Annotated in this window: 20 protein-coding genes; 11 read left to right on the top strand and 9 right to left on the bottom strand. The window is 50.3% G+C overall.

Features of this window, described 5'->3' with window-relative positions; translation table 11 throughout:
• Positions 1 to 511 precede the first annotated feature (511 nt).
• Both clpS and clpA read left to right on the top strand, forming a co-directional pair.
• Positions 512 to 832 carry an ATP-dependent Clp protease adapter ClpS gene (gene clpS / locus BZG78_RS08900; RefSeq protein WP_021022427.1) on the top strand — a complete coding sequence of 107 codons (321 nt, stop codon included), beginning with the start codon at positions 512 to 514 and terminating at the stop codon, positions 830 to 832.
• Positions 833 to 877: 45 nt separating this feature from the next.
• Entirely contained in the window at positions 878 to 3,133 is a 2,256-nt protein-coding gene (gene clpA, locus BZG78_RS08895; protein ID WP_077575859.1) for an ATP-dependent Clp protease ATP-binding subunit ClpA, read from the top strand.
• Positions 3,134 to 3,226: 93 nt separating this feature from the next.
• Here clpA and infA read toward each other — a convergent pair whose 3' ends face one another.
• From infA to ald, 7 genes are all read right to left on the bottom strand, one after another.
• Complete coding sequence (gene infA, locus BZG78_RS08890) at positions 3,227 to 3,445, bottom strand: translation initiation factor IF-1 (RefSeq protein ID WP_021022425.1); 219 nt, start codon at positions 3,443 to 3,445, stop codon at positions 3,227 to 3,229.
• A gap of 129 nt (positions 3,446 to 3,574) precedes the next feature.
• Positions 3,575 to 4,300, bottom strand: coding sequence for an arginyltransferase (locus BZG78_RS08885; protein ID WP_077575858.1), 726 nt, complete (start codon positions 4,298 to 4,300; stop codon positions 3,575 to 3,577).
• On the bottom strand, positions 4,297 to 5,010 hold the full coding sequence (aat, locus tag BZG78_RS08880; protein ID WP_077660985.1) for a leucyl/phenylalanyl-tRNA--protein transferase: 714 nt from the start codon (positions 5,008 to 5,010) through the stop codon (positions 4,297 to 4,299). The genes BZG78_RS08885 and aat overlap by 4 nt, the downstream gene beginning before the upstream one ends.
• A 15-nt stretch (positions 5,011 to 5,025) precedes the next feature.
• Positions 5,026 to 6,744 (bottom strand): cysteine/glutathione ABC transporter ATP-binding protein/permease CydC, encoded by a 1,719-nt coding sequence (gene cydC, locus BZG78_RS08875; protein WP_077660984.1) that lies wholly within the window; start codon positions 6,742 to 6,744, stop codon positions 5,026 to 5,028.
• Positions 6,737 to 8,506, bottom strand: a complete 1,770-nt coding sequence (gene cydD, locus BZG78_RS08870) for a cysteine/glutathione ABC transporter permease/ATP-binding protein CydD (RefSeq protein WP_077660983.1) — start codon at positions 8,504 to 8,506, stop codon at positions 6,737 to 6,739. Before cydD ends, cydC begins: the two co-directional genes overlap by 8 nt.
• A 77-nt stretch (positions 8,507 to 8,583) precedes the next feature.
• The gene (trxB, locus tag BZG78_RS08865) at positions 8,584 to 9,543 is read right to left on the bottom strand and encodes a thioredoxin-disulfide reductase (RefSeq protein ID WP_077460191.1); all 960 of its coding nucleotides are present in this window, start codon (positions 9,541 to 9,543) and stop codon (positions 8,584 to 8,586) included.
• A gap of 119 nt (positions 9,544 to 9,662) precedes the next feature.
• Positions 9,663 to 10,787 carry an alanine dehydrogenase gene (gene ald / locus BZG78_RS08860; RefSeq protein WP_021022420.1) on the bottom strand — a complete coding sequence of 375 codons (1,125 nt, stop codon included), beginning with the start codon at positions 10,785 to 10,787 and terminating at the stop codon, positions 9,663 to 9,665.
• 166 nt (positions 10,788 to 10,953) lie between these two features.
• Here ald and lrp point away from each other — a divergent pair, with 166 nt between their 5' ends.
• The 5 genes from lrp to serS all read left to right on the top strand — a co-directional run bounded on the left by lrp (position 10,954) and on the right by serS (position 17,985).
• The gene (lrp, locus tag BZG78_RS08855; RefSeq protein WP_077460192.1) at positions 10,954 to 11,448 is read left to right on the top strand and encodes a leucine-responsive transcriptional regulator Lrp; all 495 of its coding nucleotides are present in this window, start codon (positions 10,954 to 10,956) and stop codon (positions 11,446 to 11,448) included.
• Positions 11,449 to 11,672: 224 nt separating this feature from the next.
• Positions 11,673 to 14,531 carry a DNA translocase FtsK gene (locus BZG78_RS08850; protein WP_077660988.1) on the top strand — a complete coding sequence of 953 codons (2,859 nt, stop codon included), beginning with the start codon at positions 11,673 to 11,675 and terminating at the stop codon, positions 14,529 to 14,531.
• Positions 14,532 to 14,547: 16 nt separating this feature from the next.
• Positions 14,548 to 15,177, top strand: coding sequence for an outer membrane lipoprotein chaperone LolA (gene lolA, locus BZG78_RS08845; RefSeq protein ID WP_021022417.1), 630 nt, complete (start codon positions 14,548 to 14,550; stop codon positions 15,175 to 15,177).
• A 71-nt stretch (positions 15,178 to 15,248) separates the two neighbouring features.
• On the top strand, positions 15,249 to 16,511 hold the full coding sequence (locus BZG78_RS08840) for a replication-associated recombination protein A (protein ID WP_077660987.1): 1,263 nt from the start codon (positions 15,249 to 15,251) through the stop codon (positions 16,509 to 16,511).
• A gap of 187 nt (positions 16,512 to 16,698) precedes the next feature.
• Complete coding sequence (gene serS, locus BZG78_RS08835) at positions 16,699 to 17,985, top strand: serine--tRNA ligase (protein WP_077460193.1); 1,287 nt, start codon at positions 16,699 to 16,701, stop codon at positions 17,983 to 17,985.
• Positions 17,986 to 18,082: 97 nt separating this feature from the next.
• Here serS and BZG78_RS08830 read toward each other — a convergent pair whose 3' ends face one another.
• The gene (locus BZG78_RS08830) at positions 18,083 to 18,937 is read right to left on the bottom strand and encodes a hypothetical protein (RefSeq protein WP_077660982.1); all 855 of its coding nucleotides are present in this window, start codon (positions 18,935 to 18,937) and stop codon (positions 18,083 to 18,085) included.
• A gap of 242 nt (positions 18,938 to 19,179) precedes the next feature.
• The gene (gene metG, locus BZG78_RS08825) at positions 19,180 to 21,216 is read right to left on the bottom strand and encodes a methionine--tRNA ligase (protein WP_077460195.1); all 2,037 of its coding nucleotides are present in this window, start codon (positions 21,214 to 21,216) and stop codon (positions 19,180 to 19,182) included.
• 158 nt (positions 21,217 to 21,374) lie between these two features.
• Between metG and apbC the strand changes: the two genes are divergently transcribed.
• The 4 genes from apbC (at position 21,375) to BZG78_RS08805 (ending at position 26,299) form a co-directional block, all read left to right on the top strand.
• Positions 21,375 to 22,487, top strand: coding sequence for an iron-sulfur cluster carrier protein ApbC (apbC, locus tag BZG78_RS08820; protein WP_077660981.1), 1,113 nt, complete (start codon positions 21,375 to 21,377; stop codon positions 22,485 to 22,487).
• Between the two features lie 141 nt (positions 22,488 to 22,628).
• Positions 22,629 to 23,273, top strand: coding sequence for a uridine kinase (gene udk, locus BZG78_RS08815; protein ID WP_077460248.1), 645 nt, complete (start codon positions 22,629 to 22,631; stop codon positions 23,271 to 23,273).
• A 170-nt stretch (positions 23,274 to 23,443) separates the two neighbouring features.
• Positions 23,444 to 24,031, top strand: a complete 588-nt coding sequence (dcd, locus tag BZG78_RS08810) for a dCTP deaminase (protein ID WP_021022410.1) — start codon at positions 23,444 to 23,446, stop codon at positions 24,029 to 24,031.
• A gap of 99 nt (positions 24,032 to 24,130) precedes the next feature.
• Positions 24,131 to 26,299, top strand: a complete 2,169-nt coding sequence (locus BZG78_RS08805; protein WP_077660980.1) for an AsmA family protein — start codon at positions 24,131 to 24,133, stop codon at positions 26,297 to 26,299.
• The last annotated feature ends 13 nt before the right edge of the window (positions 26,300 to 26,312 follow it).

The raw sequence follows: 26,312 nt of genomic DNA, 5'->3' as shown, positions 1-26,312 counted from the left end.
GGTTTGTTTTATATAACACATTGTTTAATAATATTTTGTTTGAGAATTTTGTTTTTTGTTGTGATTTGACGTTGTTTGCCGGCGCGGTATCGAGTTTACGAATGAGTGTTAGCGCCAAATGCGTAAACATGAAGGTTTATTGAATAATTGTAAGAAGAAAGAACACAGGATAAGCGAACATATGATCCTGCTTGCGTGGTGATAGCCCATCGGGTAGGTGTATGTCTGCCTTTTTTTTTGTGCACGCATACAGGCACCCGGTTGGTAACACATTTTCATGGGCTTTGGCATAGTCAGTGAACGAATTTGCGTGTTTCACCCTATATATATGTGCAACGATAAAGCACTACCATGATTAACAATTGCTCAGACAAACGATGTTCGCATTGAAAAGGTTGCTGGAATACAATCTGTAGCTTAACTTTAAAGACAGGTGGACGGGATTCGTGGATGGCAGTGCTGCCCCGCCACACAATGAGCCTTGATACCCTAACAATGCATTGAAGTGGTTATGAGTAATTGGAATCAATGGGGTTTGCCTGACGCAGAGCTTGAGGCGTCAGAAAAAACTAAGTTACAACCGCCATCGATGTACAAGGTGGTGCTCAACAATGATGACTACACTCCCATGGAGTTTGTTATCGAAGTGCTCCAGACGTTTTTTGCCATGGATGTGGACAAAGCGACACAAGTCATGCTGGCGGTGCACTATGAAGGAAAAGCGGTCTGCGGTGTGTTTACTGCCGAGGTCGCTGAAACGAAAGTGGCACAGGTAATGATGTATGCCAAAGAGCATGGCCATCCGCTACTGTGCACGATGGAGAAAGCGTAAGCTGCTTCATCACGCTTTAGCGCGGTTTTTGAGGGAGGTGCCTTTATGCTTAACAAAGAACTTGAAGCAAGTTTGAACGGCGCGTTTGCACGTGCGCGTGAAAAACGCCACGAATTTATGACGGTGGAGCACCTGCTTCTCGCGTTAATCGAAAATGCGGCGGCGCATGAAGCGCTGGTGGCATGCCGAGCTGATCTGGAGGCGCTACGCAAAGAACTCGACGCGTTTATTGAACAAACCACACCGCTGATCCCGGCGGATGATGAGTCGCGAGAAACACAACCCACGTTGAGCTTCCAGCGCGTCTTGCAACGGGCCGTGTTCCATGTTCAGTCATCGGGGCGCAGCGAAGTCAGTGGTGCGAACGTGCTTGTCGCTATCTTCAGTGAGCAAGAGTCGCATGCGGCTTATTTGTTGAAGAAAAATGATGTCAGCCGCTTAGACGTGGTGAACTATATCTCTCACGGCACCACCAAAGACGACAGTGAAGATCTTCCCAGTAGCGATATGGGGACAGAAGAAGCGGGCGCCGACCCAGGTGAAGATCGCTTAGAAAACTTTGCTACCAACCTAAACCAGTTGGCGCGCGTCGGTGGCATAGATCCCTTGATTGGTCGTGACAAAGAGCTTGAGCGAACCATTCAGGTGCTGTGCCGTCGTCGCAAGAACAATCCATTGCTGGTGGGGGAAGCCGGCGTGGGTAAAACAGCGATTGCCGAAGGGCTGGCGTGGCGCATTGTCGAAGGCCAAGTGCCCGATGTCATTAAAGACTGCGTCATCTATTCGCTAGATATTGGCTCGCTCTTGGCGGGGACCAAGTATCGCGGTGATTTCGAGAAACGCTTTAAATCAATTTTAAAGCAGCTTGAGAAAGAAGATCATGCCGTACTTTTCATTGATGAGATCCACACTATCATTGGCGCGGGTGCGGCAAGTGGCGGCCAAGTCGATGCTGCAAACTTGATCAAGCCGCTACTGAGCAGCGGTAAGTTACGTTGTATTGGTTCGACAACCTACCAAGAGTACGGCTCTATCTTTGAGAAAGAGCGTGCATTGGCGCGTCGCTTCCAAAAAATTGATGTGTTGGAGCCGTCTATCGACGATACCACCAAGATCTTGATGGGCTTGAAACCGAAATACGAAGCTCATCATGAAGTGCGGTATACCAACAAAGCGATTCGTGCGGCGGTTGAGTTGTCGGCAAAATACATCAATGAGCGCCACCTTCCTGACAAGGCGATTGACGTGATTGATGAAGCGGGCGCGCGATGCCGAATGGCACCTGCGAGTAAGCGTAAAAAAACCGTCAACGTGCCTGATGTTGAAACCATGATTGCAAAAATGGCACGGATCCCGGAGAAGTCGATATCTTCTTCCGATAAAGATGTGCTGCAGTCGCTAGACGACAAACTTAAGATGTTGGTGTTTGGGCAAGATACTGCGATCACGGCATTGTCAGAGGCGATTAAACTCAGTCGTGCCGGCTTGGGTGATGATAACAAACCCGTGGGGTCGTTCTTGTTTGCTGGGCCAACAGGTGTGGGCAAAACAGAGGTGACCGTGCAGCTTGCGCGTGCCATGGGCATTGAACTCCAACGTTTTGATATGTCCGAATACATGGAGCGTCACACCGTCAGCCGCTTGATTGGTGCACCACCAGGTTATGTTGGCTACGATCAAGGCGGCCTGCTGACGGATGCGGTGATTAAGCATCCTTACAGTGTGGTGCTGCTTGATGAGATCGAGAAAGCGCATCCTGACGTGTTTAATTTGTTACTCCAAGTCATGGATAATGGCACACTGACTGACAACAATGGCCGCAAAGCCGATTTCCGTAATGTTATCTTGGTGATGACAACCAACGCCGGGGTGGCGGAAACGGTACGTAAGTCCATCGGTTTGATTCAGCAGGATCACAGCCATGATGCAATGTCGGAAATTAAAAAGGTATTTTCACCTGAGTTCCGTAATCGTCTCGACAATATCATCTGGTTCAATCACTTGGATGAGCAGGTCATCTTGCAAGTGGTGGATAAATTTATTGTTGAGCTGCAAGCGCAACTGGATGCTAAAGGTGTTTCACTCGAAGTGACATCGGAAGCCAAACAGTGGTTGGCAGAAGAGGGCTACGATAAGTCGATGGGTGCGCGACCGATGGGGCGTGTGATTCAAGATAATCTGAAAAAACCATTAGCGAACGAACTGCTCTTTGGTTGTTTGGTCAATGGAGGAACGGTTCGAGTGGTATTGAAAAACAACCGCTTGGACTTCCAGTTCAGTGATCAAATGGAGCCAGCGTAACGGCAGTTGCTCACGTAAGTGTTCATTAAAGTAAGCGTTCACCAAAGCAAAACCCGGCCTGAGAGCCGGGTTTTTTTGACCGCGTTCGGAGGATTAACGCGAACGGAAAACGATGCGACCTTTCGACAAATCGTAAGGGGTCATTTCAACAGTGACTTTGTCGCCGGTCAGGATGCGGATGTAGTGCTTACGCATCTTGCCTGAAATGTGGGCAGTCACCACGTGACCGTTTTCTAGTTCTACGCGGAACATAGTGTTAGGCAGCGTATCCAATACGGTGCCTTGCATTTCAATTACGTCTTCTTTTGCCATTGAATCCTCTTAGGCTTATTCTGATAGCCAATTTTTTGACCGACAGATAATGCCTCTATTCTGAAAGTCTGTAAAGTTCGGGTGCGAATTTTACCCTGTTGGGGCGCACCTTGCTAGAAAAAATAGCGACTATTGTGGAATAACTGGCCAGGAAAAGGCCCGCCACTGCTGATTAATAAAGCGTTGGTGGGGATAATAGTCCGCTTTATAGCGCATCGCGGCGCAGGCATCGATTTGGTAGCCCAAATACAGCCAAGGTAACTGCATCGATTTTGCTAGCTGGAGTTGTGCTTGAATACTCACACGTCCTAATGAAAATCGGTGCTGGGGGTCAAAAAACGTATATAAGGCACTAAGGCCGTCATCCACCACATCGATCACTGCCACGGCGATCAAGCGTGAACGCTGTTCTTCATTTTGGTACAGATGAATAAAGCGCGGGGTTAGCCAATCACTATGGATAAAATCTAAGAAGTCTTGCCGTTTGGCCGGATACATGTTGCCCTCTGAGTGACGGGCGGTGATATAGCGGTCATACAACTCGAACCAATGGTCATCTAACTGGTCACTGACGTGCATAGTGAGGCGCTTGAGCTGGCTGCGATGCCGCTTTTGACTTTTTGATGGGCGGTAATGGTCGACATCGACTCTCAACGCTTGGCAAGCCTGACAAGAAGGGCAATGAGGACGGTAGATGAGATGACCGCTTCGCCGAAAGCCTGCCGCTAACAGCGCGCCATAACGTTCGCGTTGATGGTATTCTGGAGACATCACCACCGCGAGTTGCTCAGTTTGATCAGTAAGATACTGGCAATCAGCGCCTGGTGTGACGCCAACTTGGATTCCAACACTCATGTTATTCTCCAATCGGCAAGATGTTGCGGTGGGTAGCCATCAGCAATAGGGCGGTCACGATGTGCGTGAAGTGCGTCGATAAACGTATGACGTGACCAAGGTTGCGCACCTAATGACGCTAAATGCGGTGTCATCATTTGGCAATCAATATATTGCCCTCCTTGGTGAGCAAAATATTGGCTGAATTGCCACAGCGCGAATTTAGACCCATTCGTTGTGCTTGAAAACATGGACTCACCGCAGAAAATGGCCCCCACCGACACACCGTATAATCCGCCGACTAATGTATTGCCTTGCCATACTTCCACGCTGTGGGCATCACCTTGATGATGAAGCTGGCAATAGGCCGCTTGCATTTCGTGCGTGATCCAAGTTTGCTCCGGCCCTCGAATCTCGGCACAGATAGCAATAACGCGCTCAAAGGCCTGATTCAAGGTAACCGTCATTCCGGACTTTCTCGCTGCTTTTTGTAAACTTCTGCTGGCGTGAAACTCGGTTGGCTGAATGATGGCCCGCTCACTGGGTGACCACCATAACAGCGGGTCATCTTCACCAAACCACGGGAAAATCCCGTTGCGATACGCAGACATTAGCCGAGCAGGGCTAAGATCCCCCCCGATGGCAAGCAAGCCATCGGGATGATCTAGCGCCTCGGTGACGGGAGGAAAACGAACGTCATCTTGCGCTAAAGGAGGCAAATAGAGGGTCATCGTGTGCTCTCTGATTTACAGCCGATGCATCAATTGTGCATAGCGTCCATTGGCATCGATCAATGACTGATGCGTCCCTTGTTCAACAATCTGACCGGCATCCATTAAGCAGACAGTGTCCATCTGCTCCAAGCCAACAAGACGATGGGTAATGATCACCACTGTTTTGTCTTGGCAATGGGTTTTCAATAAAGACAGGATTTCGGCTTCAGTTTGCACATCTAAGCCTTCTGTCGGTTCATCTAAGAGCATAATCGGGGCCGAATGCAATAAACCACGCGCGATACCTAAACGACGGCGCTCACCGCCTGATAACTGGCGTCCACCATCGCCTAGCCAGGTGTCTAAGCCTTGCCCTTCTAATAGACGCGCTAACCCGACCTGCGTCAATGCGTGAGATAATGCCGAGTCTGAGGCATTTGGACGGGCGAGAATGAGATTATCGCGGAGTGAGCCGTTAAAGAGATCAACCCGTTGCGTCACCACAGACATAGCATCACGTAACCTTGACTCATCCCACTCGCTCAACGGAACACCATCGAGTGTAATTTGCCCCTGAGTCGGATCCCATGCTCGCGTCAGCAAGCTCATAAGGGTCGACTTACCACAACCTGTACGACCTAATAGCGCGACGGTTTGCCCTGCTGTGATGTCCAGCGAGACCCTTGATACCGCCTCTCGTGCCGCACCAGGGTATTGATAGCTCACCTTATTCAAGCCAATTGAACCTGTTACCGGTCCTTTGTGGCCATCGAGAGGGAAAGGAACACTGGGTGGGCGTTCTGTGATGGCGTTGAGCCGTTTTGCGGCCGTGAGCGTTTTGCCTAAATACTGGAAAGCTGCCGTAATCGGCATCATCAGCTCAAAGCTTGCCATGGTCGTAAACGCTACCATGGCGATGAGGGGGCCTGGTGCACGATCGCCAACGCCATCGGCTGCCAGCCAAATCATCAAGACTAACGTGAGTCCGGTGGCTGCGATTAGCACGGCGTTAGCCCATCCTGTGATACGGGCCATATTCGCTTGCGCGTTGAGCATCGCTTGTTCGCTGTCGTCAATGCGCGCACGATATCGCTCACGAGCGCCAAATAAGGCTAATTCTGCATGGCCTTGCAGCCAATCTAGCAGGGCAACGCGGGTTGCGGCATTTTGTTCCAGTTGATCTCGGCCCTGATCCTTGCCCAGACGATAGAAAACGATCGGTAGACTGACAAGCAGTACCAGTAAACTCAGACCCAAGGCAATACCAAGCGTCGGATCAAACCAGCCCAAGAATAAGCTCACGGCTAATACGCCCAGTACACCCACAATCATGGGGCTAATAAGGCGTAGATAAACATGATCCATGGCGTCGACATCCGCCACCATGCGGTTAAGCAAATCACCATCACGCATATTCAGACGATGGTCGGGGACTAACGGCGCAAATTTACGGAAAAACGACACGCGGAGATCAGCAAGCAACTTGAAAGTAGCGTTATGGCTGACCACACGTTCCGCCCAGCGACCAAAGGTGCGGCCAATAGAAAACCCACGCACGCCCGCGGCTGGCAACATATAGTTAAAGGTGGCGATGCCTGCGATACCGGCCACTGCCGCTGCGGCAATGAACCAGCCAGAGAGAGTGAGCAAGCCAATGGCGGCAAATAAAGTGGCAAACGCGAGGACAATGCCCAAACTTAAGCCAAACCAATGACGTTTATACAAGCGTAGATACGGCAGGAGTTCACGCATCAAGATTTCTCCTATCGGCTGAAGCCAGCATCTCTGCCAGCGGCCCTGTGTGCGCTAATTGATGATACTGGCCTTGTTGAACCAGCTTTCCGTCGGCCATCAACCAGACTTGATCACTGTTAGCCAGTGCATCTAGACGGTGAGAGACCTGGATGCAGGTTTTAGCCTGAGTGGCAGCGTGTAAGCTTTCAATGACCAGCTTTTCACTGTGTGCATCCAGGCTCGCAGTCGGTTCATCTAGCACCCATAACGCACCGTCTTGCAACAAGGCGCGTGCGACAGCGACACGCTGCGCTTGGCCGACGGATAAGCCGCCATTGCGATCACCGACGACGTGCGCAAGGCCATTTTTTAACCGCATCACGAATTCATCCACATAGGCTTGTGTCATCACCTGGTTAATCGTTTCTGGACTCGCATCGGGGTTGGCGAGCGCGATATTATCGCGAATACTGCCATGGAACAGTTGTGGATTTTGTCCCACCCAGCTAATGGCTTGTCGCCAATGCGAAAGTGCCAGCTCACTGCGTTCACAGCCATTAATGGTCAAGCTACCTCGGTAGGGAAGAAAGCCGAGTAACGCATTGAGTAAGCTAGATTTTCCGGCGCCACTCACGCCAACCAGTGCGATATGTTCACCKGGCTTAATATGAAAATTCATGGGACCGGCGAGTACCTGGCCATCTGGGCTGAGCACTTCGAGATCCTCGGCAGTGATGGTGACCGTGGCCAAGTCGGGCGTTGCTTCTCCTTGCGTGCCTGTATCAGGCTCAGCGTTTAAAAATGTGACAATCGATTCAGCAGCCCCAATCGCTTGCGCTTTGGCATGATAAAAGGTACCGAGATCGCGAAGCGGTTGGTAAAACTCCGGTGCCAGCACCAGCACAAACAAGCCGGTAAAGAGCGAAATAGGCGCACCATAATGACCAAAGTCAAGCTCACCGATAAAACTAAAACCAAAATACACCGCCACAACCGCAATCGAAATCGCCGTAAAAAACTCAAGCACCGCAGAAGATAGGAACGCGAGACGTAATACTTCCATCGTTCGTTGACGGAACGTATGTGACGCCAGGTGTAACTGATCGGCTTCGGCATCAACGCGATTAAATAGTTTTAGTGTGGGTAGGCCACGTAAACGATCGTAAAAATAGCCGGATAAACGCTGCAGTGCTTTAAAATTCTTGCGGTTAGCATCGGCAGCTTTCATCCCGACCAGTGCCATAAACAGGGGAACCAGCGGTGCTGTGATTAAAAAGATCAGCCCAGATGCCCAATTGATTGGAAACACGACGACTAAAATCACTAAGGGGATCAAGACTGCGATCGCCATTTGGGGTAAGTAACGAGCGAAAAAGTCCTGTAACTCCTCAACCTGCTCAAGGATCAGGCTTGCCCAGCTCCCCGCGGGTCGCCCTTGAATACTCACAGGTCCAAGCGCATGAAGTCGGTTGAGTATTAACTGGCGGATATGTTGCCGAATGACCTCACCACAGCGATAGCCAGTTTGTTCTTTGGCCCAACTACACCCAGCACGGGCTAAAACAACGCCGACCAATGTGAGAAAACTTGGCAGTAAGGCGTATTTATCGGTTTGCTCAATAATCAGTTGATGCAGCAGGTGGGCAAGAAGTGCTGCTTGGGCAATCAAAAGCACACCAGAGAGGAGTGCAATGCTAATCGTCGCAACTAACCAGGGTTTGGCTAACGTGCTCTGCGACTTGAGCCATTGGGTTAGCGCCCGCTGTTTAGATTTATCCATATCATCTTATTATTTTATCAAAGCCTGCCAACAGGCTGGGCAGGCCATCGAATGATAGCCTGCATGAGCGCGAGAAATTACTGATTCGCGAGTGCGTCGAGATAACGCTCGGCATCTAGAGCCGCCATACAGCCGGTCCCTGCAGAGGTAATCGCTTGACGGTATACGTGGTCCATGACATCACCAGCCGCAAATACGCCTTCGACGCTTGTCTGGGTTGCATTGCCACTTAGGCCTGATTCAACCTGGATATAGCCGTTTTCCATTTTCAGCTGGTCAGCAAAGATGTCTGTGTTAGGTTTATGGCCAATCGCAACAAAAACACCCATCACATCAAGGGTTTCAGTCTCATCGCTTTGTGTGTCTTTTAAGCGCGCTTGTGTCACGCCCATTTCATCGCCCAACACTTCATCCAATACCCGGTTAGTGTGCAGGACAATATTACCGTTCTTCACTTTGTCCATCATACGATCGACCAGAATTTTCTCAGCACGGAAGGTATCGCGACGATGGACAACATGCACTTCAGAGGCGATGTTAGAAAGGTATAACGCCTCTTCGACTGCTGTATTACCGCCACCAATTACCGCCACTTTTTGGTTGCGATAGAAAAAGCCATCACAGGTCGCACAGGCTGATACGCCACGTCCCTTGAACGCGTCTTCAGACGGTAAGCCAAGGTATTGCGCAGACGCTCCCGTCGAAATAATCAAGGCATCGCAAGTGAACTCGCCGTTGTCGCCTTTTAGACGGAAAGGGCGTGAGGATAAATCCACGTCATTGATGTGATCAAAAATAATCTCAGTATCGAATTTTTCTGCGTGGGCTTTCATGCGATCCATTAATGCGGGACCGGTTAGTCCTTCCGGATCGCCAGGCCAGTTTTCAACATCCGTGGTGGTGGTCAGCTGACCCCCTTGTTGCATGCCTGTTACCATAACAGGGTTTAAATTGGCACGAGCCGCGTAAACAGCCGCGGTGTAGCCCGCTGGGCCTGAACCAAGAATCAATAGGTTCGCATGCTTAATGTTACTCATTCACGTCTCCGAGCAGGAAAGAGGTTCGTTTTTTTGAATGGAGTGATTGTAGGTAAATTGGAAGGCTAAAGAAAGGGCACCGTGATGGTGCCCTCTATTTCTATCATTGATATTGCCGATTAATGGGCTGACTTCAGCGCATCCAGGGCATCAACGTATGGAAGATCAAAGCCTTCGGCCACTTCTTTGATGGTAACGTGGCCACTGATCACGTTAAGACCGTTACGCAAGTGCTCATCTTGAACTAAAGCATCGCGATATCCCTTGTTCGCCAGCTTCACAATGTAGGGCAGTGTTGCGTTATTTAAGGCAACCGTCGAGGTGCGCGCGACAGCGCCAGGCATGTTTGCCACACAGTAGTGGACAACATCATCAACGATGTAGGTTGGGTCAGCGTGGGTCGTTGCATGTGAGGTCGCAAAACAGCCACCTTGGTCGATAGCGACATCGACAACCGCAGCGCCTGGTTTCATTCGCTTGATATGGTCTTCGTTGACCAGTTTCGGTGCAGCAGCACCCGGGATAAGGACAGCACCGATAACCAAATCAGCGTTAAGTACGTGCTGGTCTAATGTTTCCTCGGTTGAGTAGACGACTTTGGCGCGGCCTTGGAATTCTTCGTCCAAGCGACGCAATGTATCGACATTTTTATCCAAAATAGTGACGTCAGCTCGGAGGCCAACTGCCATGCGCGCGGCGTTTGAGCCAACCACGCCACCGCCAAGTACGACGATTTTAGCGGGTTCGACACCAGGAACACCACTGAGCAGCATGCCCGAACCGCCGTGTGATTTTTCTAACGCTTGTGCACCTGCTTGAATAGACATACGGCCGGCGACTTCAGACATTGGCGCTAATAGTGGCAATCGACCTTTAGAATCTGTTACCGTTTCATAGGCAATGCAGATAGCTTTACTTTTAATTAAGTCTTCTGTTTGCGGAAAATCTGGTGCAAGATGCAAATAGGTGAACAAAATCTGTCCTTCGCGCAGCATGGCACGCTCGACAGCTTGCGGTTCTTTGACCTTGACGATCATGTCTGCTTTCGCAAATACGTCAGCGGCGGCAGGGAGAATGGATGCCCCAGCGGCTTTATAGTCATCGTCAGAGAAACCAATACCGTTACCTGCATTGGTTTCAACATAGACCGAGTGGCCGTGAGAAATAAGCTCACGGACACTTGCTGGAACCATACCCACGCGGTACTCATGGTTCTTGATTTCTTTTGGAACGCCAATGATCATGCTGTCACCTCTTGTTTATTTAGTGTTATCGGCTGGCTTGTTATTGAAATTGTCAATTTTCAGGCTAGTATAAAGGCAATAAACCAGCATTTGATGCTAAAGATTGTTTAGATGTTATTTAATTTGGTATATCTTTTTGCAAGGAAGTAACAAGGTGGAATAAAAAATGGTAGATACCAAAAACAAGCCCTCCAAGGAATTGGACCGTATTGACCGCAACATCCTAAATGAGCTCCAAAAGGATGGGCGAGTCTCCAACGTTGAGTTATCAAAACGTGTCGGTCTCTCTCCAACCCCCTGCCTAGAACGTGTGCGACGTTTAGAGCGTCAGGGCTATATTCTTGGCTACACGGCACAGCTTAATCCCCAGTATTTAGATGCATCACTGCTCGTTTTTGTGGAAATCACACTAAATCGTGGCGCACCTGACGTGTTTGAGCAATTTAATAAAGCGGTGCAGACACTAGAAGACATCCAAGAATGTTCGTTAGTGTCCGGTGATTTTGATTACCTACTAAAGACACGAGTAGCTGACATGTCGGCTTATCGCAAGTTATTGGGTGAAACCTTGCTACGTTTGCCCGGCGTGAATGACACACGCACTTACGTGGTAATGGAAGAGGTAAAACAAAGTAATCATCTGGTGATCCACACGCGTTAAGTGTTGGCCATAGGGTGAAGCAAAACATAACCAAAGCCGGGCATTGCGCTCGGCTTATTTTTTGTACGCCATGATTTAAAGAATGTGATATCTCGGTAAAGATTGAACGTAAACACGCATCATGCCTGCCGTCACGGCATGAATGTGATAAAGTCAGGGCAATCAGAGCAAGCCTCCATTCAGGGTGAGGAATGCGATTAACGAATAATATTAAACAGGTAATGATGGAGTTTTCTTTACGTCGAGAGCCGAAAACGGCTCAGCCGAAAGCGCGTTTAGATGGCGGTCAACGTTTAAAAGAGTGTGGATTCATCTTGGTCCTCGCCGCTGCTGTGTTTACCATGGTGGCATTGTTATCTTTTAATCCGGCTGATCCTTCGTGGTCGCAAACCGCATGGCATGGTGACGTTCATAATGCGGCTGGTGCGATGGGTGCATGGATAGCAGACAGCTTTTTCTTCTCGTTTGGGATCTTGGCGTATCCATTACCCCCTGCTGCCATTCTTGGCGGTTGGGTTTTTTTGCGGCGGCGTGGTGATAATGAACCCATTAATTACACCATTATTGGCGCACGTCTATTGGGGCTTCTGGTCCTTTTCCTGACCAGTTGTTCGTTGGCTGATCTCAATTTTGATGACTTTTGGCATTTTTCATCGGGTGGCGTGATGGGAGATGTCACCAATAGCCTTGCTTTGCCCTTGTTTAATGTCTTAGGGACCACCTTGGTCATGTTGTTTGGCTGGGCGGCCGGTTTCACCTTATTCACGGGAATTTCATGGCTCACGATCGTCGATCACCTCGGCGCGGTGACGCTAAATGGTATCACCTGGCTGGTTAATCGCGTGCGTGGCGATACCCCGACACAACTTGGTGCGCCTGGCTCATCGGCCCCCGAGCACACAGACGTGACGCAATCGCGTGAGACTTGTGAACCGATGGAGCTGAGTGATTTACGTCGATTGACGCCGACATCGCCTGAGAAAGCGTCCGTTTCTGAGAAAAAATCGGTCGCTGAAAAAACGACAGCGACGGAAAAGGAAACCGTTGATCACAGCGCGCACGAGAGTGAAAGGTCGATCATCTTTGGTGGACATGCCACCGCTGAGCAAGCCGGTTCGACGCAATCCGAATCCTCCCTGTCAGAGAGTGCGGATGAACCGGCATTGGGACAATGGCAAAACGCTGTTGCTGATGATGAGCCCTCTGCGTCGGTATTCAGCGCAGACACCGACTCAGACCCGCAAGCCCAAACACCGACTCAGCATGATCGTGAGTCGGTCGCAACTTACGTGTCGACAGATTCAGAGCATTCAGAGACAAAGCTCTCAGAGACAAAGCATTCAGAGCCAGAGCACTTAGAGACAAAGCTCTCAGAAACAAAGCACTCAGAGTACGCTGATACTACCTATGGCAATCAAGATGGACTCTCGGAGCTAGAGCGCGCGGAGCAGGCAAGCAAGTTGGCCGATGATGACGAGGATCCTTTCCAAGAAACGATTCGCCAAGCACAAAAATCCCAACAGCAAGCGGCCGGGCTCGACCATCCTTTTTTAGTGAAAGATGAGCCCAATTTGCCTAAACCGGCAGAACCTTTTCCAACCCTCGATCTGTTGGATCCTGCGCGCCATACCGCGCAACAAGCCACGCGCGAAGAGCTAGAGCAAATTGCGCGCTTGGTTGAGGCGCGCTTGGAAGATTTTAAAGTGCAAGCACGCGTGGTGGGCGTGTATCCAGGGCCGGTGATCACGCGTTTTGAGCTTGATTTGGCGCCGGGTGTTAAGGTCTCACGAATTTCAGGTTTGTCTAAAGACTTAGCGCGTGCGCTATCAACCACCGCGGTGCGCGTAGTCGAGGTGATCCCAGGTAAACCTTATATTGGCCTTGAACTGCCGAACGAGCATCGCGAAACGGTGTTTATGTCAGAAGTGATTGGCAGTGAGCGATTTAAAAACAGCCAATCGCCGATCTCCGTAGTGTTAGGAAATGACATTGCCGGCGAAGCCATTATTACCGATCTTGGCAAAGCACCGCATATGCTGGTGGCAGGGACGACAGGGTCGGGTAAATCTGTGGGCGTGAACGTGATGCTGGTTAGTATGCTCTATAAGGCGTCTCCTGAAGATGTGCGCTTTATCATGATTGACCCTAAAATGCTGGAGTTATCGGTCTATGAGGGCATTCCGCATTTGTTGTCAGAAGTTGTCACCGATATGAAGGATGCGGGGAATGCGCTGCGTTGGTGTGTGGGTGAGATGGAACGACGTTACAAGCTGATGTCGGCCCTTGGCGTGCGCAACCTTAAAGGTTTTAACGAAAAGGTCAAAGCAGCAGAAGCCGCGAATAATCCGATCCCTGACCCACTATGGAAATCGGGCGATAGTATGGATGAATCGGCGCCTAAACTGGAAAAACTGCCCTATATCGTGGTGGTGGTAGATGAATTTTCCGATCTCATGATGGTGGTTGGTAAAAAAGTCGAAGAGTTGATCGCACGATTAGCACAAAAAGCACGGGCCGCGGGTATTCACCTTGTGTTAGCCACCCAACGTCCTTCTGTTGATGTGATTACGGGGCTGATTAAAGCCAATATTCCAACGCGTATGGCGTTTACTGTCTCGACCAAAACAGACTCGCGCACCATCCTTGACCAAGGCGGCGCTGAGTCGTTGCTGGGAATGGGGGATATGCTCTTTATGCCGAATGGTTCCAACCATCCGATCCGCGTGCATGGTGCCTTTGTCAGTGATGAAGAAGTGCATCGGGTGGTTAATAATTGGAAAGCGCGAGGCAAGCCGCAATATATCGATGAAATCACCCAAGGCGATCAAGGTGCAGATAGCTTATTACCTGGTGAAGCGCCGACCGGCGGCGATGGCGAAGAGCTGGACCAGTTGTTTGATCAAGTGGTTGAATTTGTGACCGAAAGTCGTCGTGGTTCCGTATCTGGTGTCCAGCGTCGATTTAAAATTGGTTATAACCGTGCGGCGCGTATTGTGGAACAACTCGAAGCACACGGTGTCGTAAGTTCACCAGGCCATAACGGTAATCGCGAAGTAATCGCACCGCCGCCACCGAAAGATTGATCGAATGGAAGGTTCAATGACTCGATTTGCTGCTGTCCGCCACCTGTTGGCGGTGATATCTCTCTTGGTTGTTGTCAGCGCGCAAGCGCAAACAGAGGCGCAACAACATTTAATCGAAAGACTGAATAAGGTTGATGCGTTCAGCGCACAGTTTGAACAAAAGGTCCAAAGCCCAGAGGGTGACGAGATTCATCAAGCGAAAGGGACCTTGGCTATCCAACGCCCTAATTTGTTTAACTGGACCACCACGTCGCCGGACGAAACCATCATGATTTCTGATGGTGAAACCTTGTGGTACTACAGCCCCTTTGTTGAACAAGTAACTGCCATGTGGTTAGAAGAGGCAACAGCACAAACGCCCTTCGTGCTATTGACCCGTAACCAACCGAGTGATTGGCAGGATTACCAAATCACCCAGGAAGGCAATACCTTCACGCTCACGCCAAAAACCACCGGCACCATTGGTCAGTTTGATGTCACGGTCAAGCCCGATGGTACCTTGACTGGCTTTAGAGTCGTTGAGCAAGATGGGCAACAGAGTCAGTTCGCACTGAGCCAATTTAGCCGACAAACGCCAGACGCGGACTTGTTTTCGTTTACCCCGCCTGAGTCGGTCATGGTCGACGATCAACGCCAGTCACGTTAACCGCATCGGAGGATGCCTTGCCTACCTTGCCGCTCGATTTCGCTGAGGACTTTCGCCCACTGGCCGCGCGTATGCGGCCCGTCACCTTGGACCAATATATTGGCCAGCGCCATCTGCTTGGCGAAGGCAAACCGCTTCGCCGTGCCATTGAGTCGGGGACGCTTCATTCCATGATTTTTTGGGGACCACCGGGCACAGGCAAGACCACACTGGCCGATATTGCTGCGCGTCAAGCTAATGCCGAGCTGGAACAAATTTCTGCGGTGACCTCCGGAGTGAAAGAGATCCGAGATGCGATTGGACGTGCAGAGCAAAACAAGCAAGCCGGTGTACGCACTGTCTTATTCGTTGATGAGGTACATCGCTTTAACAAAAGTCAGCAAGACGCTTTTTTGCCTCATGTTGAGTCGGGGACCGTCACCTTTATTGGCGCCACGACGGAAAATCCATCGTTTGAGCTTAACAATGCCTTATTATCGCGCGCCAGCGTCTACCGAATGACAAGCCTGGATGATCGCGATCTTGAAGCCGTGATTGATCAAGCGCTTGCCGACTCGCAACGCGGGTTAGGCGAGCAGGCACTCACTTTCGATAAAGGAGTTAAAGCGGCGTTAACCGCGGCGTGCAGTGGCGATGCGCGCATGGCGTTGAATCTTCTGGAAATGCTGGCAGATATGGCTGATGGCCAAGTGACGCTGTCGATGCTTAAAGACGTTGCCGGTGAAAAAGTGGCGCAATTCGATAAGCAAGGGGATGCTTGGTACGATTTGATTTCTGCGTTTCATAAATCCGTCCGTGGCTCGAGTCCTGATGGCGCCCTGTATTGGTACGCACGCATTGTCAGTGCCGGTGGCGATCCCCTTTATGTGGCGCGCCGCTTATTAGCTATCGCCTCGGAGGATATTGGCAATGCGGATCCACGTGCCATGCAGGTGGCATTGAATGCGTGGGATTGCTTTACTCGCGTAGGACCGGCGGAAGGCGAGCGAGCGATTGCTCAAGCCGCTGTATATTTAGCCAGCGCGCCCAAAAGCAATGCTGTTTACACCGCATGGAAACAAGCGTTGCGAGACGCTAAAGAAACCGCCAACGCGCCTGTTCCCATGCACTTGCGCAATGCGCCGACCGCATTGATGGAAGATATGGGGCATGGGAAGGGCTATCGATATGCCCATGATGAGCCCAATGCTTATGCGGCAGGAGAGCGCTATCTACCGTCCGAACTTGGCGATACTCGCTATTATCAGCCCGTTAATCGTGGGCTAGAAATTAAAATCGCCGAAAAGCTCGCCTTTCTGGCCGAGCAGGATGCAAAAAGCCCGCAAAAGCGCTAGGCAAGTTTACCCTTTTTGGGTAAGGTTTAGAGTGCAGCGACGCCATGAAGACGCAGTCTCCTCGTCGTGGTGACATCCACCGTCACCCTTGACCAATCGCGTAATACAATACGCAGTATCGACGCTTGTTTTCAAACGTGATGACAAGTGACAACCAACTAATCAACCCGAAAAGCACAGGATTAGCATGCTGGATTCCAAATTACTTCGAACTGAGCTGGAAGAAACCGCTCAACAACTCGCTCGTCGTGGCTTTACGCTTGACGTTGACGCTATGCGTGAACTCGAGGAACAACGTAAGGCGCTGCAAATTCGCACCGAACAACTGCAAGCAGAGCGTAATTCCCGATCGAAGTCCATTGGCCAGGCTAAAGCAAAGGGTGAAGACATTGCGCCATTGCTAGAAGAAGTGTCAAACCTTGGTGATGAGTTGGACGCAGCGAAAACAGAGCTCGCGGCGCTGCAGCAAAAAGTCAACGACGTGGTGATGAGCGTGCCTAACTTACCGGCGGAAGACGTCCCAAGTGGTAAAGATGAGTCTGAGAACCAGGAGATCATGCGCTGGGGTGAACCGCGTCAGTTTGATTTTGAGGTCAAAGATCATGTTGATTTAGGTGAACTGTCCGGTGGTCTCGACTTTGCCAGTGCGGTAAAACTATCTGGCTCTCGCTTTATCGTGATGAAAGGGCAGATGGCGCGCATGCATCGTGCTTTAACCCAGTTTATGCTCGATTTACATACCAACGAACACGGCTATACCGAAATGTATGTGCCGTACTTAGTCAATGCCGACAGCCTCTATGGCACCGGCCAATTGCCTAAGTTTGGTGACGATTTGTTTAACACCAAGCCGGCCACCGAAGAAGGGATCGGCATGTCGTTAATCCCAACCGCGGAAGTACCTCTGACTAACATGGTACGCGATGAGATCATCGATGAAGCGGATCTGCCGCTGTGCATGACCGCACACACACCGTGTTTCCGTTCAGAAGCCGGCTCCTACGGACGTGATACGCGTGGTCTGATTCGTATGCATCAGTTTGATAAAGTCGAGCTGGTGAAAGTGGTGAAGCCTGAAGATTCTATGGCAGCACTCGAATCACTTACCGCCGATGCCGAAAAAGTATTGCAGTTGCTGAACCTGCCTTACCGAAAAGTACTGTTATGCACCGGTGACATGGGCTTTGGCGCGGCCAAAACCTATGACCTAGAAGTTTGGTTGCCTGCGCAAGATACCTATCGTGAAATTTCATCATGCTCAAATACCTTGGACTTCCAAGCGCGTCGTATGCAGGCGCGTTTCCGCCGTAAAGGTGAGAAGAAGCCTGAGCTGTTGCACACGCTCAATGGGTCTGGCCTCGCTGTGGGTCGTACCTTGGTGGCCATTTTGGAAAACTATCAGCAAGCGGATGGTCGTATCGAAATCCCTGAGGTATTACGTCCGTATATGGGTGGACAAACGCATATAGGCTAATGGGCTCACCGTGTGCTTAATAACCATGAAGCCGGCACGATTGTCGGCTTTTTTTATGCTTGCATAAACGTGGGGATTATCGGTTAAGCGCTATCTGTTAAGCGCTATTTCGCGGCTCATGCAAGGGCGATAAGGTATTAAAAATATCGTCCTGTGGTGCAGGAAAGTCTGCTAATAGGTCGGCAAGACAATTATCGAGCACGGTGAGTATCACTGCATTGACGCGCTGAGACAGCGCGAGGCGACTGGCCAGTGGTGTCTCATTAGCTAACGGTTTCTCAGTTGCCAACGATTTCTCAGTTGCTAACGGTGCCTCAGTCGCTAAGGCCCGCTCAGCGTCGTTACTGAGTTGGGAGATAAGACGATCAATCTCTGTGTTTAGCGAATCCTCTAGGTTAAGGTGCTGGAGCTGGCATAAGCGTTTCACTAAAATTTGCTGTTGCAGGTTTAATGACTGGCTCGCGTTTGGCGTCGCTTTGTGTAACTGAATACTGGCGTAAGAATATCGCTGACGTGCTTGTAATAATTCTAAAACGGCATACCACACGTGTTGATAATGCGACAAGCTGGCTTCGTCATTGTGGGCTATCAGGAAGGGTGGCACCGCCTCGTCAACAAGATAAATAATATGTTGTAACGCGCGGTTTTTCATCCGTGCTTGTGTGACTTCATCGTATTGCGGTAGCGCATGTAAATGATGAAATAAAAGCCGATACATCGGTTTTTGTGCCTGAGGCGCTAAGTGGTGCAATTGACGAATTTGACTGAGTAAATGTTGGTAGTCACTGGAAGCAATATGTGTTTGAGCGGCCAGCTCACGTGCGTGCTGCAGCAGCGCACGTAATTCATGTAGCTGATGTAACGGCCAATCTGGGCGTTGACGGTAAAGTACGACGGCGACGACGACCGCTATTCCGAGCGCCAGTGCGCCTACCATGACTAACCATCCCATATGCTCTCCTTGCGATCGCGACTCTCCGTTATCAAGCTCAGCATGAACTGTGCCAAAGATGAGAAGCGGGTCACATCCTATGAAAGCGGCGTTAAGGGCATCAAGATCAGATAAAAACGCACTATGATAGCGCTTGAGCGCACTCAAACGGTGCAAACTATCAAACGGTGCAAACTAAGAGAGTCGCAGGCAAAAAAAAGAGCCCTTGTTGGGCCCTTTGATGTTTTAGCTATCGCGCTGTTTTACATGACGCGCATGCCAGGTTGAGCCCCTTCATGCGGCTCTAAAATCCAGATTTCTTTGCCACCCGGACCCGCCGCGAGGATCATGCCCTCTGACATGCCGAATTTCATCTTGCGAGGCTTTAAGTTGGCGACCATGACGGTGTGCTTACCCACGAGATCTTCCGGCTTGTAGGCCGATTTGATCCCAGAGAACACCTGACGCGTTTCACCGCCAATATCGAGCTTAAACTTCAGCAGTTTGTCCGCTTTTGGCACCGCCTCACACTCAACAATTTTAGCGACACGCAGATCGACCTTAGCAAAGTCACCAAATTCGATTTCATCGGCAATCGGCTCGTCCGCTAACGGCCCTTGTGCTTTGGCCTTTTCTGCTTGTTCAGCGGCTGCATCTTCCTTGCTCGCGGCGATCATGGCGTCGACGGCTTTCGGATCGATACGGTTAAACAGTGCCTTGAACTTGCTAATGCGATGGCCGGTCAGTGGCGTCGCAATGCTTTCCCACGTCAAGGTATCATTCAAAAAGCCTTCCGTGCGCTCTGCCAGCTTAGGCATCACAGGTTTGAGGTACGTCATCAGCACACGGAATAGGTTAATCCCCACAGAGCAAATCGCTTGTAGTTCGGCGTCTTTTCCTTCTTCTTTAGCGATCACCCATGGCGCCTTTTCGTCCACGTATTGGTTGGCTTTGTCGGCCAAGCCAATAATTTCGCGGATGGCGCGGTTAAACTCTCGGGCTTCGTAAAGCTCACCAATGTATTCAGCTTTGTCGATGAACGATTGATAAAGCTCGGGTTCGGCGCACGTATCAGAGAGCTGACCATCAAAGCGCTTAGTGATAAAGCCAGCGTTACGTGATGCCAGGTTGACGACCTTGTTGACAACATCCGTGTTCACACGCTGAATAAAATCATCCAGGCTTAAATCCAGATCATCAATGCGGCTATTGAGCTTGGCCGCGTAATAATACCGCAGGCATTCTGGATCAAGATGGTTCAAATAGGTACTGGCTTTGATAAATGTCCCTTTTGACTTGGACATTTTCGCGCCATTGACCGTGACATAGCCGTGCACGAAGACGTTGTTAGGTTTACGGAAACCAGCACCGTCCAGCATGGCAGGCCAGAACAGACTATGGAAATAAACAATATCTTTGCCGATGAAATGGTATAGCTCGGTGTCGCTATTAGCCTTCCAGTATTCATCAAAGTCGATATCACCGCGTTTGTCACAATAGTTTTTAAACGACCCCATATAGCCGATCGGTGCATCGAGCCAAACGTAGAAAAACTTGCCGGGTTGGTCGGGGATTTCAAAACCAAAGTAGGGCGCATCGCGGGAGATATCCCACTGCTGAAGACCGGTTTCGAACCACTCATTCATCTTGTTAGCGATTTCGCTTTGCAGCGAACCAGACTTGATCCACTCGTTAAGCATTTGCTCGAACTGTGGTAAATCGAAGAAAAAGTGCTCTGAATCACGCATCACCGGCGTGGCACCGCTGACTGCGGAACGAGGATTGATCAATTCAGCCGGCGTATAGGTTTCACCACAGTTATCACAGTTATCGCCGTATTGATCGTCGGCGTGACACTTCGGACATTCGCCTTTGACAAAGCGATCCGGCAAGAACATTTCTTTTTCCGGATCAAACAGCTGAGATATCGTGCGGCTGGTGATATAACCTTTATCACGAAGTTGCGTATAAATGAATGACGCTAATTCGCGGTTTTCATCACTGTGGGTGCTGTGGTAATTATCGAAGCTGATATCAAAGCCATCAAAATCTGCCTGGTGCTCTTGTTGCACGCCGGCGATCATGGCTTCTGGCTCGACACCCATTTGCTGCGCTTTTAACATGATAGGTGTGCCGTGAGCATCGTCAGCACAAATAAAGTGAGTGGTGTTGCCACGCAGGCGTTGATAGCGAACCCATACATCTGCCTGAATATGCTCGAGCATGTGGCCCAAATGAATCGAGCCGTTCGCATAAGGCAGCGCACAGGTCACCAGAATTTTCCGTGGGTTTGCAGCCATAATCTTGTTTATTCGCTCTTATGATATGAATGGAATGATTGCGGAAATCTTACCTGATACGATATGCCTTGCCTAGTGTAAGGCCGGGTCCTCGCGCGTTTATCCGTTAAAGACGCACACGAGCGGCTAACATATTTCAATCAACGGGATGGTGCTGGATGTTTTTTGGGTCCAAAAAGAAAAAAACAAAAAAAGAAGACACAGCTGCTTCGCTCTCAAACCTTGATGATGCGATCGCGTTACTTAATCAATTCTCACACCCGCAGTTGGTCGAGCAGTGGGCAAGCCAAACGGGGTGGGTGAGAACCGCAGATCATGGCTTTAGGGTCACGTTCCCCTTTGCGGCGCACTCTATCGCTGAAGCGCTTAAAGATTGGCTCAGTGCGCAGTCTGATGCCCTTGCCAACCAATTTGAACTGATGCAACGGGTGGCACCGTTAAAAACGGGCGAAAAAACGTCGGTGAAAGGGGTGAAAAACCTGATTGTTGTGAGCTCAGCGAAAGGTGGCGTCGGTAAATCGACCACCGCTGTGAACCTAGCGCTTGCGTTGCATGCGGAGGGCGCTGCAGTCGGCATTGTTGATGCGGATGTGTATGGGCCGTCTTTACCTATCATGTTGGGCGCCAAAGATAGTGAGCCACAAACCCATGATGGCAAGTTAATGGAGCCTGTGACGCGCCATGGTATCGCCTCAAACTCGATCGGTTATCTGGTGCCCGCAGAGAACGCGACTGTTTGGCGAGGTCCTATGGCCTCAAAAGCGTTTGCACAGCTGATCAACGAAACACGGTGGCCCGAGCTGGACTATTTAGTCGTCGATATGCCGCCTGGTACCGGTGACATCCAACTGAGTTTGGCGCAACAGTTTCCGGTGACAGGCGCGATTGTGGTGACAACGCCACAAGATTTGGCATTGGCCGATGCGGTGAAAGGGGTGGCGATGTTTGAAAAAGTTCACGTTCCCGTGTTGGGCGTGGTAGAAAACATGAGTTATCACATTTGCTCGCAATGCGGCCATCATGAAGCCATTTTTGGCTCAGGGGGTGCCGATAAAATGGCGCAAGAGCAGGGGACGCCAGTGCTTGCACAGGTACCGCTTCATGTCGCGATTCGGGAAGATATTGATGCCGGTGTTCCAAGCATGGTCGCGCGCCCTAACAGTGAGCATGCGGCGGTTTATCGACAGATGGCAGCGACGGTCGCCAGTCAGCTCTACTGGCAAGGTGAAACACGTCCTGAACAGATTAGCGTACAAACTGTGTCGCCCTGATTGCGCAACCGGCCGTGATTTATCGGCTAAAGCGGCCGGATGCACAGACAAGCGCGATTTTCTCTGGCGCCAGCTGCTTCAACTCCCTATAATCAGGCGGTTTATGTTGATTCCGCCAAGCTTCCCCTGGGTATTCATATTATGAGTGACAACAACCACCACTGCGTTATTATCGGTATTGCAGGTGCCTCTGCTTCCGGTAAAAGCCTGATCGCCAGCACCATTTATAAGGAATTAAAGGAAAAAGTCGGTGATCATCAAATCGGCGTGATTACAGAAGATAGATATTATCGTGATCAGAGCCACCTCAGCATGGAAGAGCGCGTAAAAACCAATTATGACCACCCTCAGGCACTGGATCACGATCTTTTGTGTGAGCATCTTGAAGCATTGGTCGCCGGTCAGCCGGCTGATGTGCCGGTTTATAGTTACTCCGAGCATACCCGTATGGGAGAAACCACGACGATGACGCCCAAAAAAGTGATCATCCTCGAAGGTATTCTGCTTCTCACCGATCCCCGTCTTCGCAATTTGATCCACGCCAGCGTCTTTATGGACACGCCACTTGATATTTGTTTACTGCGTCGGATGAAACGTGACGTTGCCGAGCGCGGTCGTACCATGGATTCGGTGATGGAGCAGTATCAAAAGACGGTCCGCCCTATGTTTATGCAGTTTATTGAGCCGTCGAAGCAATATGCCGATATCATTGTCCCGCGCGGGGGTAAAAACCGCATTGCGATTGATGTACTAAAAGCGCATATCGCGCGTTTACTTAAAGCGTAAGGCATGATCTCCCATCACATGATGGGTCAATGACTGTCTCTCTAGGTAATCAGTCGTGGTTTAATCCATAATGTGTGCGCGAATATATCGAATGTGTGCGCGAATATATCGAATGAGTGCGGTGCACAAAGCAAGACACCGCGTGAGTAAATAACCGTGAGGAATGTTAGATGCGACTGTGCGACAGGCATATCAAAGAACACCTTGATGATGGCCGCATCAAAATTGATCCCCGTCCTGCCGCAGACGCGATTTCGGGCGTGACTGCGGATGTGACCCTGGGTAACCAGTTCCGTGTGTTTAACGATCATGGGGCCGCTTATATTGATTTATCGGGGCCGAAACAAGAAGTGAACGCCCAGCTTGAGCGTGTTATGAGTGATGAAATAGAAATCGCTGACGGCGACCCTTTTTATCTTCATCCGGGTCAATTGGCCTTGGCAGTCACGCATGAGGCTGTGACATTACCCGATAATATTGTCGGTTGGCTCGATGGCCGTTCATCGTTGGCGCGGTTGGGTTTGATGGTCCATGTCACGGCACACCGAATAGATCCGGGCTGGTCAGGGCGAATTGTTCTAGAGTTTTATAATAATGGGCGTCTACCGTTAGCGCTACGTCCCGGCATGCCGATCGGCGCCTTAAGCTTTGAGCCCATGTCAGGGTCAGCGGACCAGCCTTATAATAAACGGGACAATGCCAAGTACAAAAATCAGCAAGGGGCAGTGGCCTCTCGTATTAGCCAAGACAAGGCTTAATGAGTGAAATGCGCCTGAGGGCGCATTTTTTTTCTCACCAGGAACTCGACGGTTAAATCGTGGTCGATAACGCGTCTGACACACAAGGAGCATCTTGCAATGATAAAAAAAATCGTCCTTATTCTCGCAGCATTTGTCGTGGTGTTGATTGGCGCCGTCGCGACTTTAATTGCCACGGTAAACCCCAATCAATTTAAACCCTTGCTGGTGGAACAAGTCGCAGAGCAAACGGGCTATGAGGTCGTTATCGGTGGCGACATCGAGTGGCAGTTCTGGCCGAGTTTGGGCTTTTCCATTGCTGATGTGGCGATCAAAAACCGACCTGGTTTTGATGAGCCTGATTTACTCCGTTTGTCGCGCGCGCAATTATCCGTTGATGTGTTGCCATTGATGTCTCAGACATTACAAGTGGGTGAAATTGTCTTACAAGACCCGCATGTATTTATTCAAACGTTGGCGAACGGCGATAGCAATGTGACGCCAGCTCAAACAGTGACGCCAACTCAACCAAAAAACGTTGGCGCGTCGGCAGAGCAACAGACAAGTTCGACGTCGTCAGAGCCGGCTAGCCAGCAAGATACAGTGAGTGGGACGTGGCAAGTTTCTTTACAAGGTCTACGCGTCACCAATGCCAGCGTCGTGATTAAAGATGATCAGGTGGGTACGCAAACGGCCTTACGAGATGTTGATCTCCAAGTGGGCAATATAGCAACCGATATATGGACGCCACTGACCGTATCACTGCGTGGCGAACAGGATGGTGCGACCTTCAGCGCGCAAGGGCAGGGTGAACTGAAGCTTGCCGCGGATCCACAACAAAGTCAGTTACGAGAACTTGCGCTAAATGTTTCGGCACAACAAGGCGAGATGACCATCAATGAAGCCAATATTACCCTCGACCGTGCCGCCTTGGGTCAAGCGGCTCAGCTCGGCTTTAATATCAATGCGCAGACGTCAGAGCTAAAGGTTGAAACCTCTGGAAACGCACAAGTTACTGTGGCAGAAAGCCAAGACAAGGTCACAGTGCAGGGGTTGGACATGCTCACTCAGCTCTCGGGTGACGCATTACCCGGCGAGTCGCTGACTCAAGAGCTGGCGGCAGATATCGTCTTCGATGCCAAGCAGCAAACGTTAGATATCACTGAGATGACCAGCCGTCTTAATACTGACGAGGTGGTCATAAACGGTAAAGTGGCCATCAAGCTGGCAGATATCCCGCAAATTCGTTTTGCACTCAATACCAATCACATCGATCTCGATACCTTGTTACCGACAGACAATGCAGCGCCTCGTCAATCTGCAAACGAAAGTCAGTCTGGGTCCAATGATGAATCCAGCCCCAGTACGCAAACTGGGTCACTTAGCCAAGAAGAGCCTGATCTGAGAGTGTTGAAGACGCTGGATATTGCCGGCTCACTGGCGATGAAAGGGCTTACCGTGAGTAACGTTACCTTAGGACAAACACGCGCCACGGTTGCTATCAACCGTGGCAAAGTCGACGTGTCCGAGCTGATCACGCAAGCCTATGAAGGCAGGGTAGTTGTGCAAGGGATGTTAGATGCCACTCAAACCCCCGCGCGCTATCAAGTGAGTAAAAAAGCACGCAACATTGCCATCTTGCCGTTATTGGAGGATGTCGCACAGGTTGATCTGCTTGAAGGCAAAGGCAATGTGGATATTAACCTCCAAGGTCAAGGTTTATCGCCTTATGCTCTCCGTCAGGCGATTCAGGGCAGTGCTGCGATTTTCTTTGAGGATGGCGCGATCAACGGCATTAACTTGGCACAAATGCTGAGAGAAGCAAAAGCGACGTTGAAAGGAGAAGCGACCAGCAACGCTGCCAACGATGTGCGCAAAACCGACTTTAGTGCGCTCACCGCCAGTTTTACCATCGGAAATGGCATGGCACGCACCAACGATCTGCTACTAGAAGCCCCAGCGCTGCGAGTCAGAAGTGAGGGGCAAACTGATTTGCTGAAAGAAACGTTAGATTTTGATGTGTTCACGTCTGTGGTTGAAACCAGCAAGGGTCAAGGCGGTAAAGATATTGATGAACTTCGTGATGTGACCATCCCAGTGACGGTGGCCGGTACCTGGCAATCGCCGAGTTATCAATTAGATATCAAGCAGCTACTCAGCAGCAACAAAGTCTTGGAAGAAAAGGCACGCAAAGAAGCACAGCGTGGGATTAAAAAGTTACTGGGTGATAAAGCGGATGATGACAAGGTAAAAGAGGCAACCGATAAACTGCTTAATTTATTCCAGTGATCGGTTTACAACT

Source organism: Salinivibrio sp. MA351 (assembly GCF_001996065.1).
Lineage (GTDB): Bacteria > Pseudomonadota > Gammaproteobacteria > Enterobacterales > Vibrionaceae > Salinivibrio > Salinivibrio costicola.
This window is presented reverse-complemented; position numbering and strand designations above follow the sequence as displayed.

Bases quoted from the DNA above. Each gene is read 5' to 3' on its own strand.
- clpS (WP_021022427.1), top strand. From the start codon at position 512: ATGAGTAATTGGAATCAATGGGGTTTGCCTGACGCAGAGCTTGAGGCG.
- clpA (WP_077575859.1), top strand. From the start codon at position 878: ATGCTTAACAAAGAACTTGAAGCAAGTTTGAACGGCGCGTTTGCACGT.
- infA (WP_021022425.1), bottom strand. From the start codon at position 3,445: ATGGCAAAAGAAGACGTAATTGAAATGCAAGGCACCGTATTGGATACG.
- BZG78_RS08885 (WP_077575858.1), bottom strand. From the start codon at position 4,300: ATGAGTGTTGGAATCCAAGTTGGCGTCACACCAGGCGCTGATTGCCAG.
- aat (WP_077660985.1), bottom strand. From the start codon at position 5,010: ATGACCCTCTATTTGCCTCCTTTAGCGCAAGATGACGTTCGTTTTCCT.
- cydC (WP_077660984.1), bottom strand. From the start codon at position 6,744: ATGCGTGAACTCCTGCCGTATCTACGCTTGTATAAACGTCATTGGTTT.
- trxB (WP_077460191.1), bottom strand. From the start codon at position 9,543: ATGAGTAACATTAAGCATGCGAACCTATTGATTCTTGGTTCAGGCCCA.
- ald (WP_021022420.1), bottom strand. From the start codon at position 10,787: ATGATCATTGGCGTTCCAAAAGAAATCAAGAACCATGAGTACCGCGTG.
- lrp (WP_077460192.1), top strand. From the start codon at position 10,954: ATGGTAGATACCAAAAACAAGCCCTCCAAGGAATTGGACCGTATTGAC.
- BZG78_RS08850 (WP_077660988.1), top strand. From the start codon at position 11,673: ATGGAGTTTTCTTTACGTCGAGAGCCGAAAACGGCTCAGCCGAAAGCG.
- lolA (WP_021022417.1), top strand. From the start codon at position 14,548: ATGACTCGATTTGCTGCTGTCCGCCACCTGTTGGCGGTGATATCTCTC.
- BZG78_RS08840 (WP_077660987.1), top strand. From the start codon at position 15,249: ATGCGGCCCGTCACCTTGGACCAATATATTGGCCAGCGCCATCTGCTT.
- serS (WP_077460193.1), top strand. From the start codon at position 16,699: ATGCTGGATTCCAAATTACTTCGAACTGAGCTGGAAGAAACCGCTCAA.
- BZG78_RS08830 (WP_077660982.1), bottom strand. From the start codon at position 18,937: ATGGGATGGTTAGTCATGGTAGGCGCACTGGCGCTCGGAATAGCGGTC.
- metG (WP_077460195.1), bottom strand. From the start codon at position 21,216: ATGGCTGCAAACCCACGGAAAATTCTGGTGACCTGTGCGCTGCCTTAT.
- apbC (WP_077660981.1), top strand. From the start codon at position 21,375: ATGTTTTTTGGGTCCAAAAAGAAAAAAACAAAAAAAGAAGACACAGCT.
- udk (WP_077460248.1), top strand. From the start codon at position 22,629: ATGAGTGACAACAACCACCACTGCGTTATTATCGGTATTGCAGGTGCC.
- dcd (WP_021022410.1), top strand. From the start codon at position 23,444: ATGCGACTGTGCGACAGGCATATCAAAGAACACCTTGATGATGGCCGC.
- BZG78_RS08805 (WP_077660980.1), top strand. From the start codon at position 24,131: ATGATAAAAAAAATCGTCCTTATTCTCGCAGCATTTGTCGTGGTGTTG.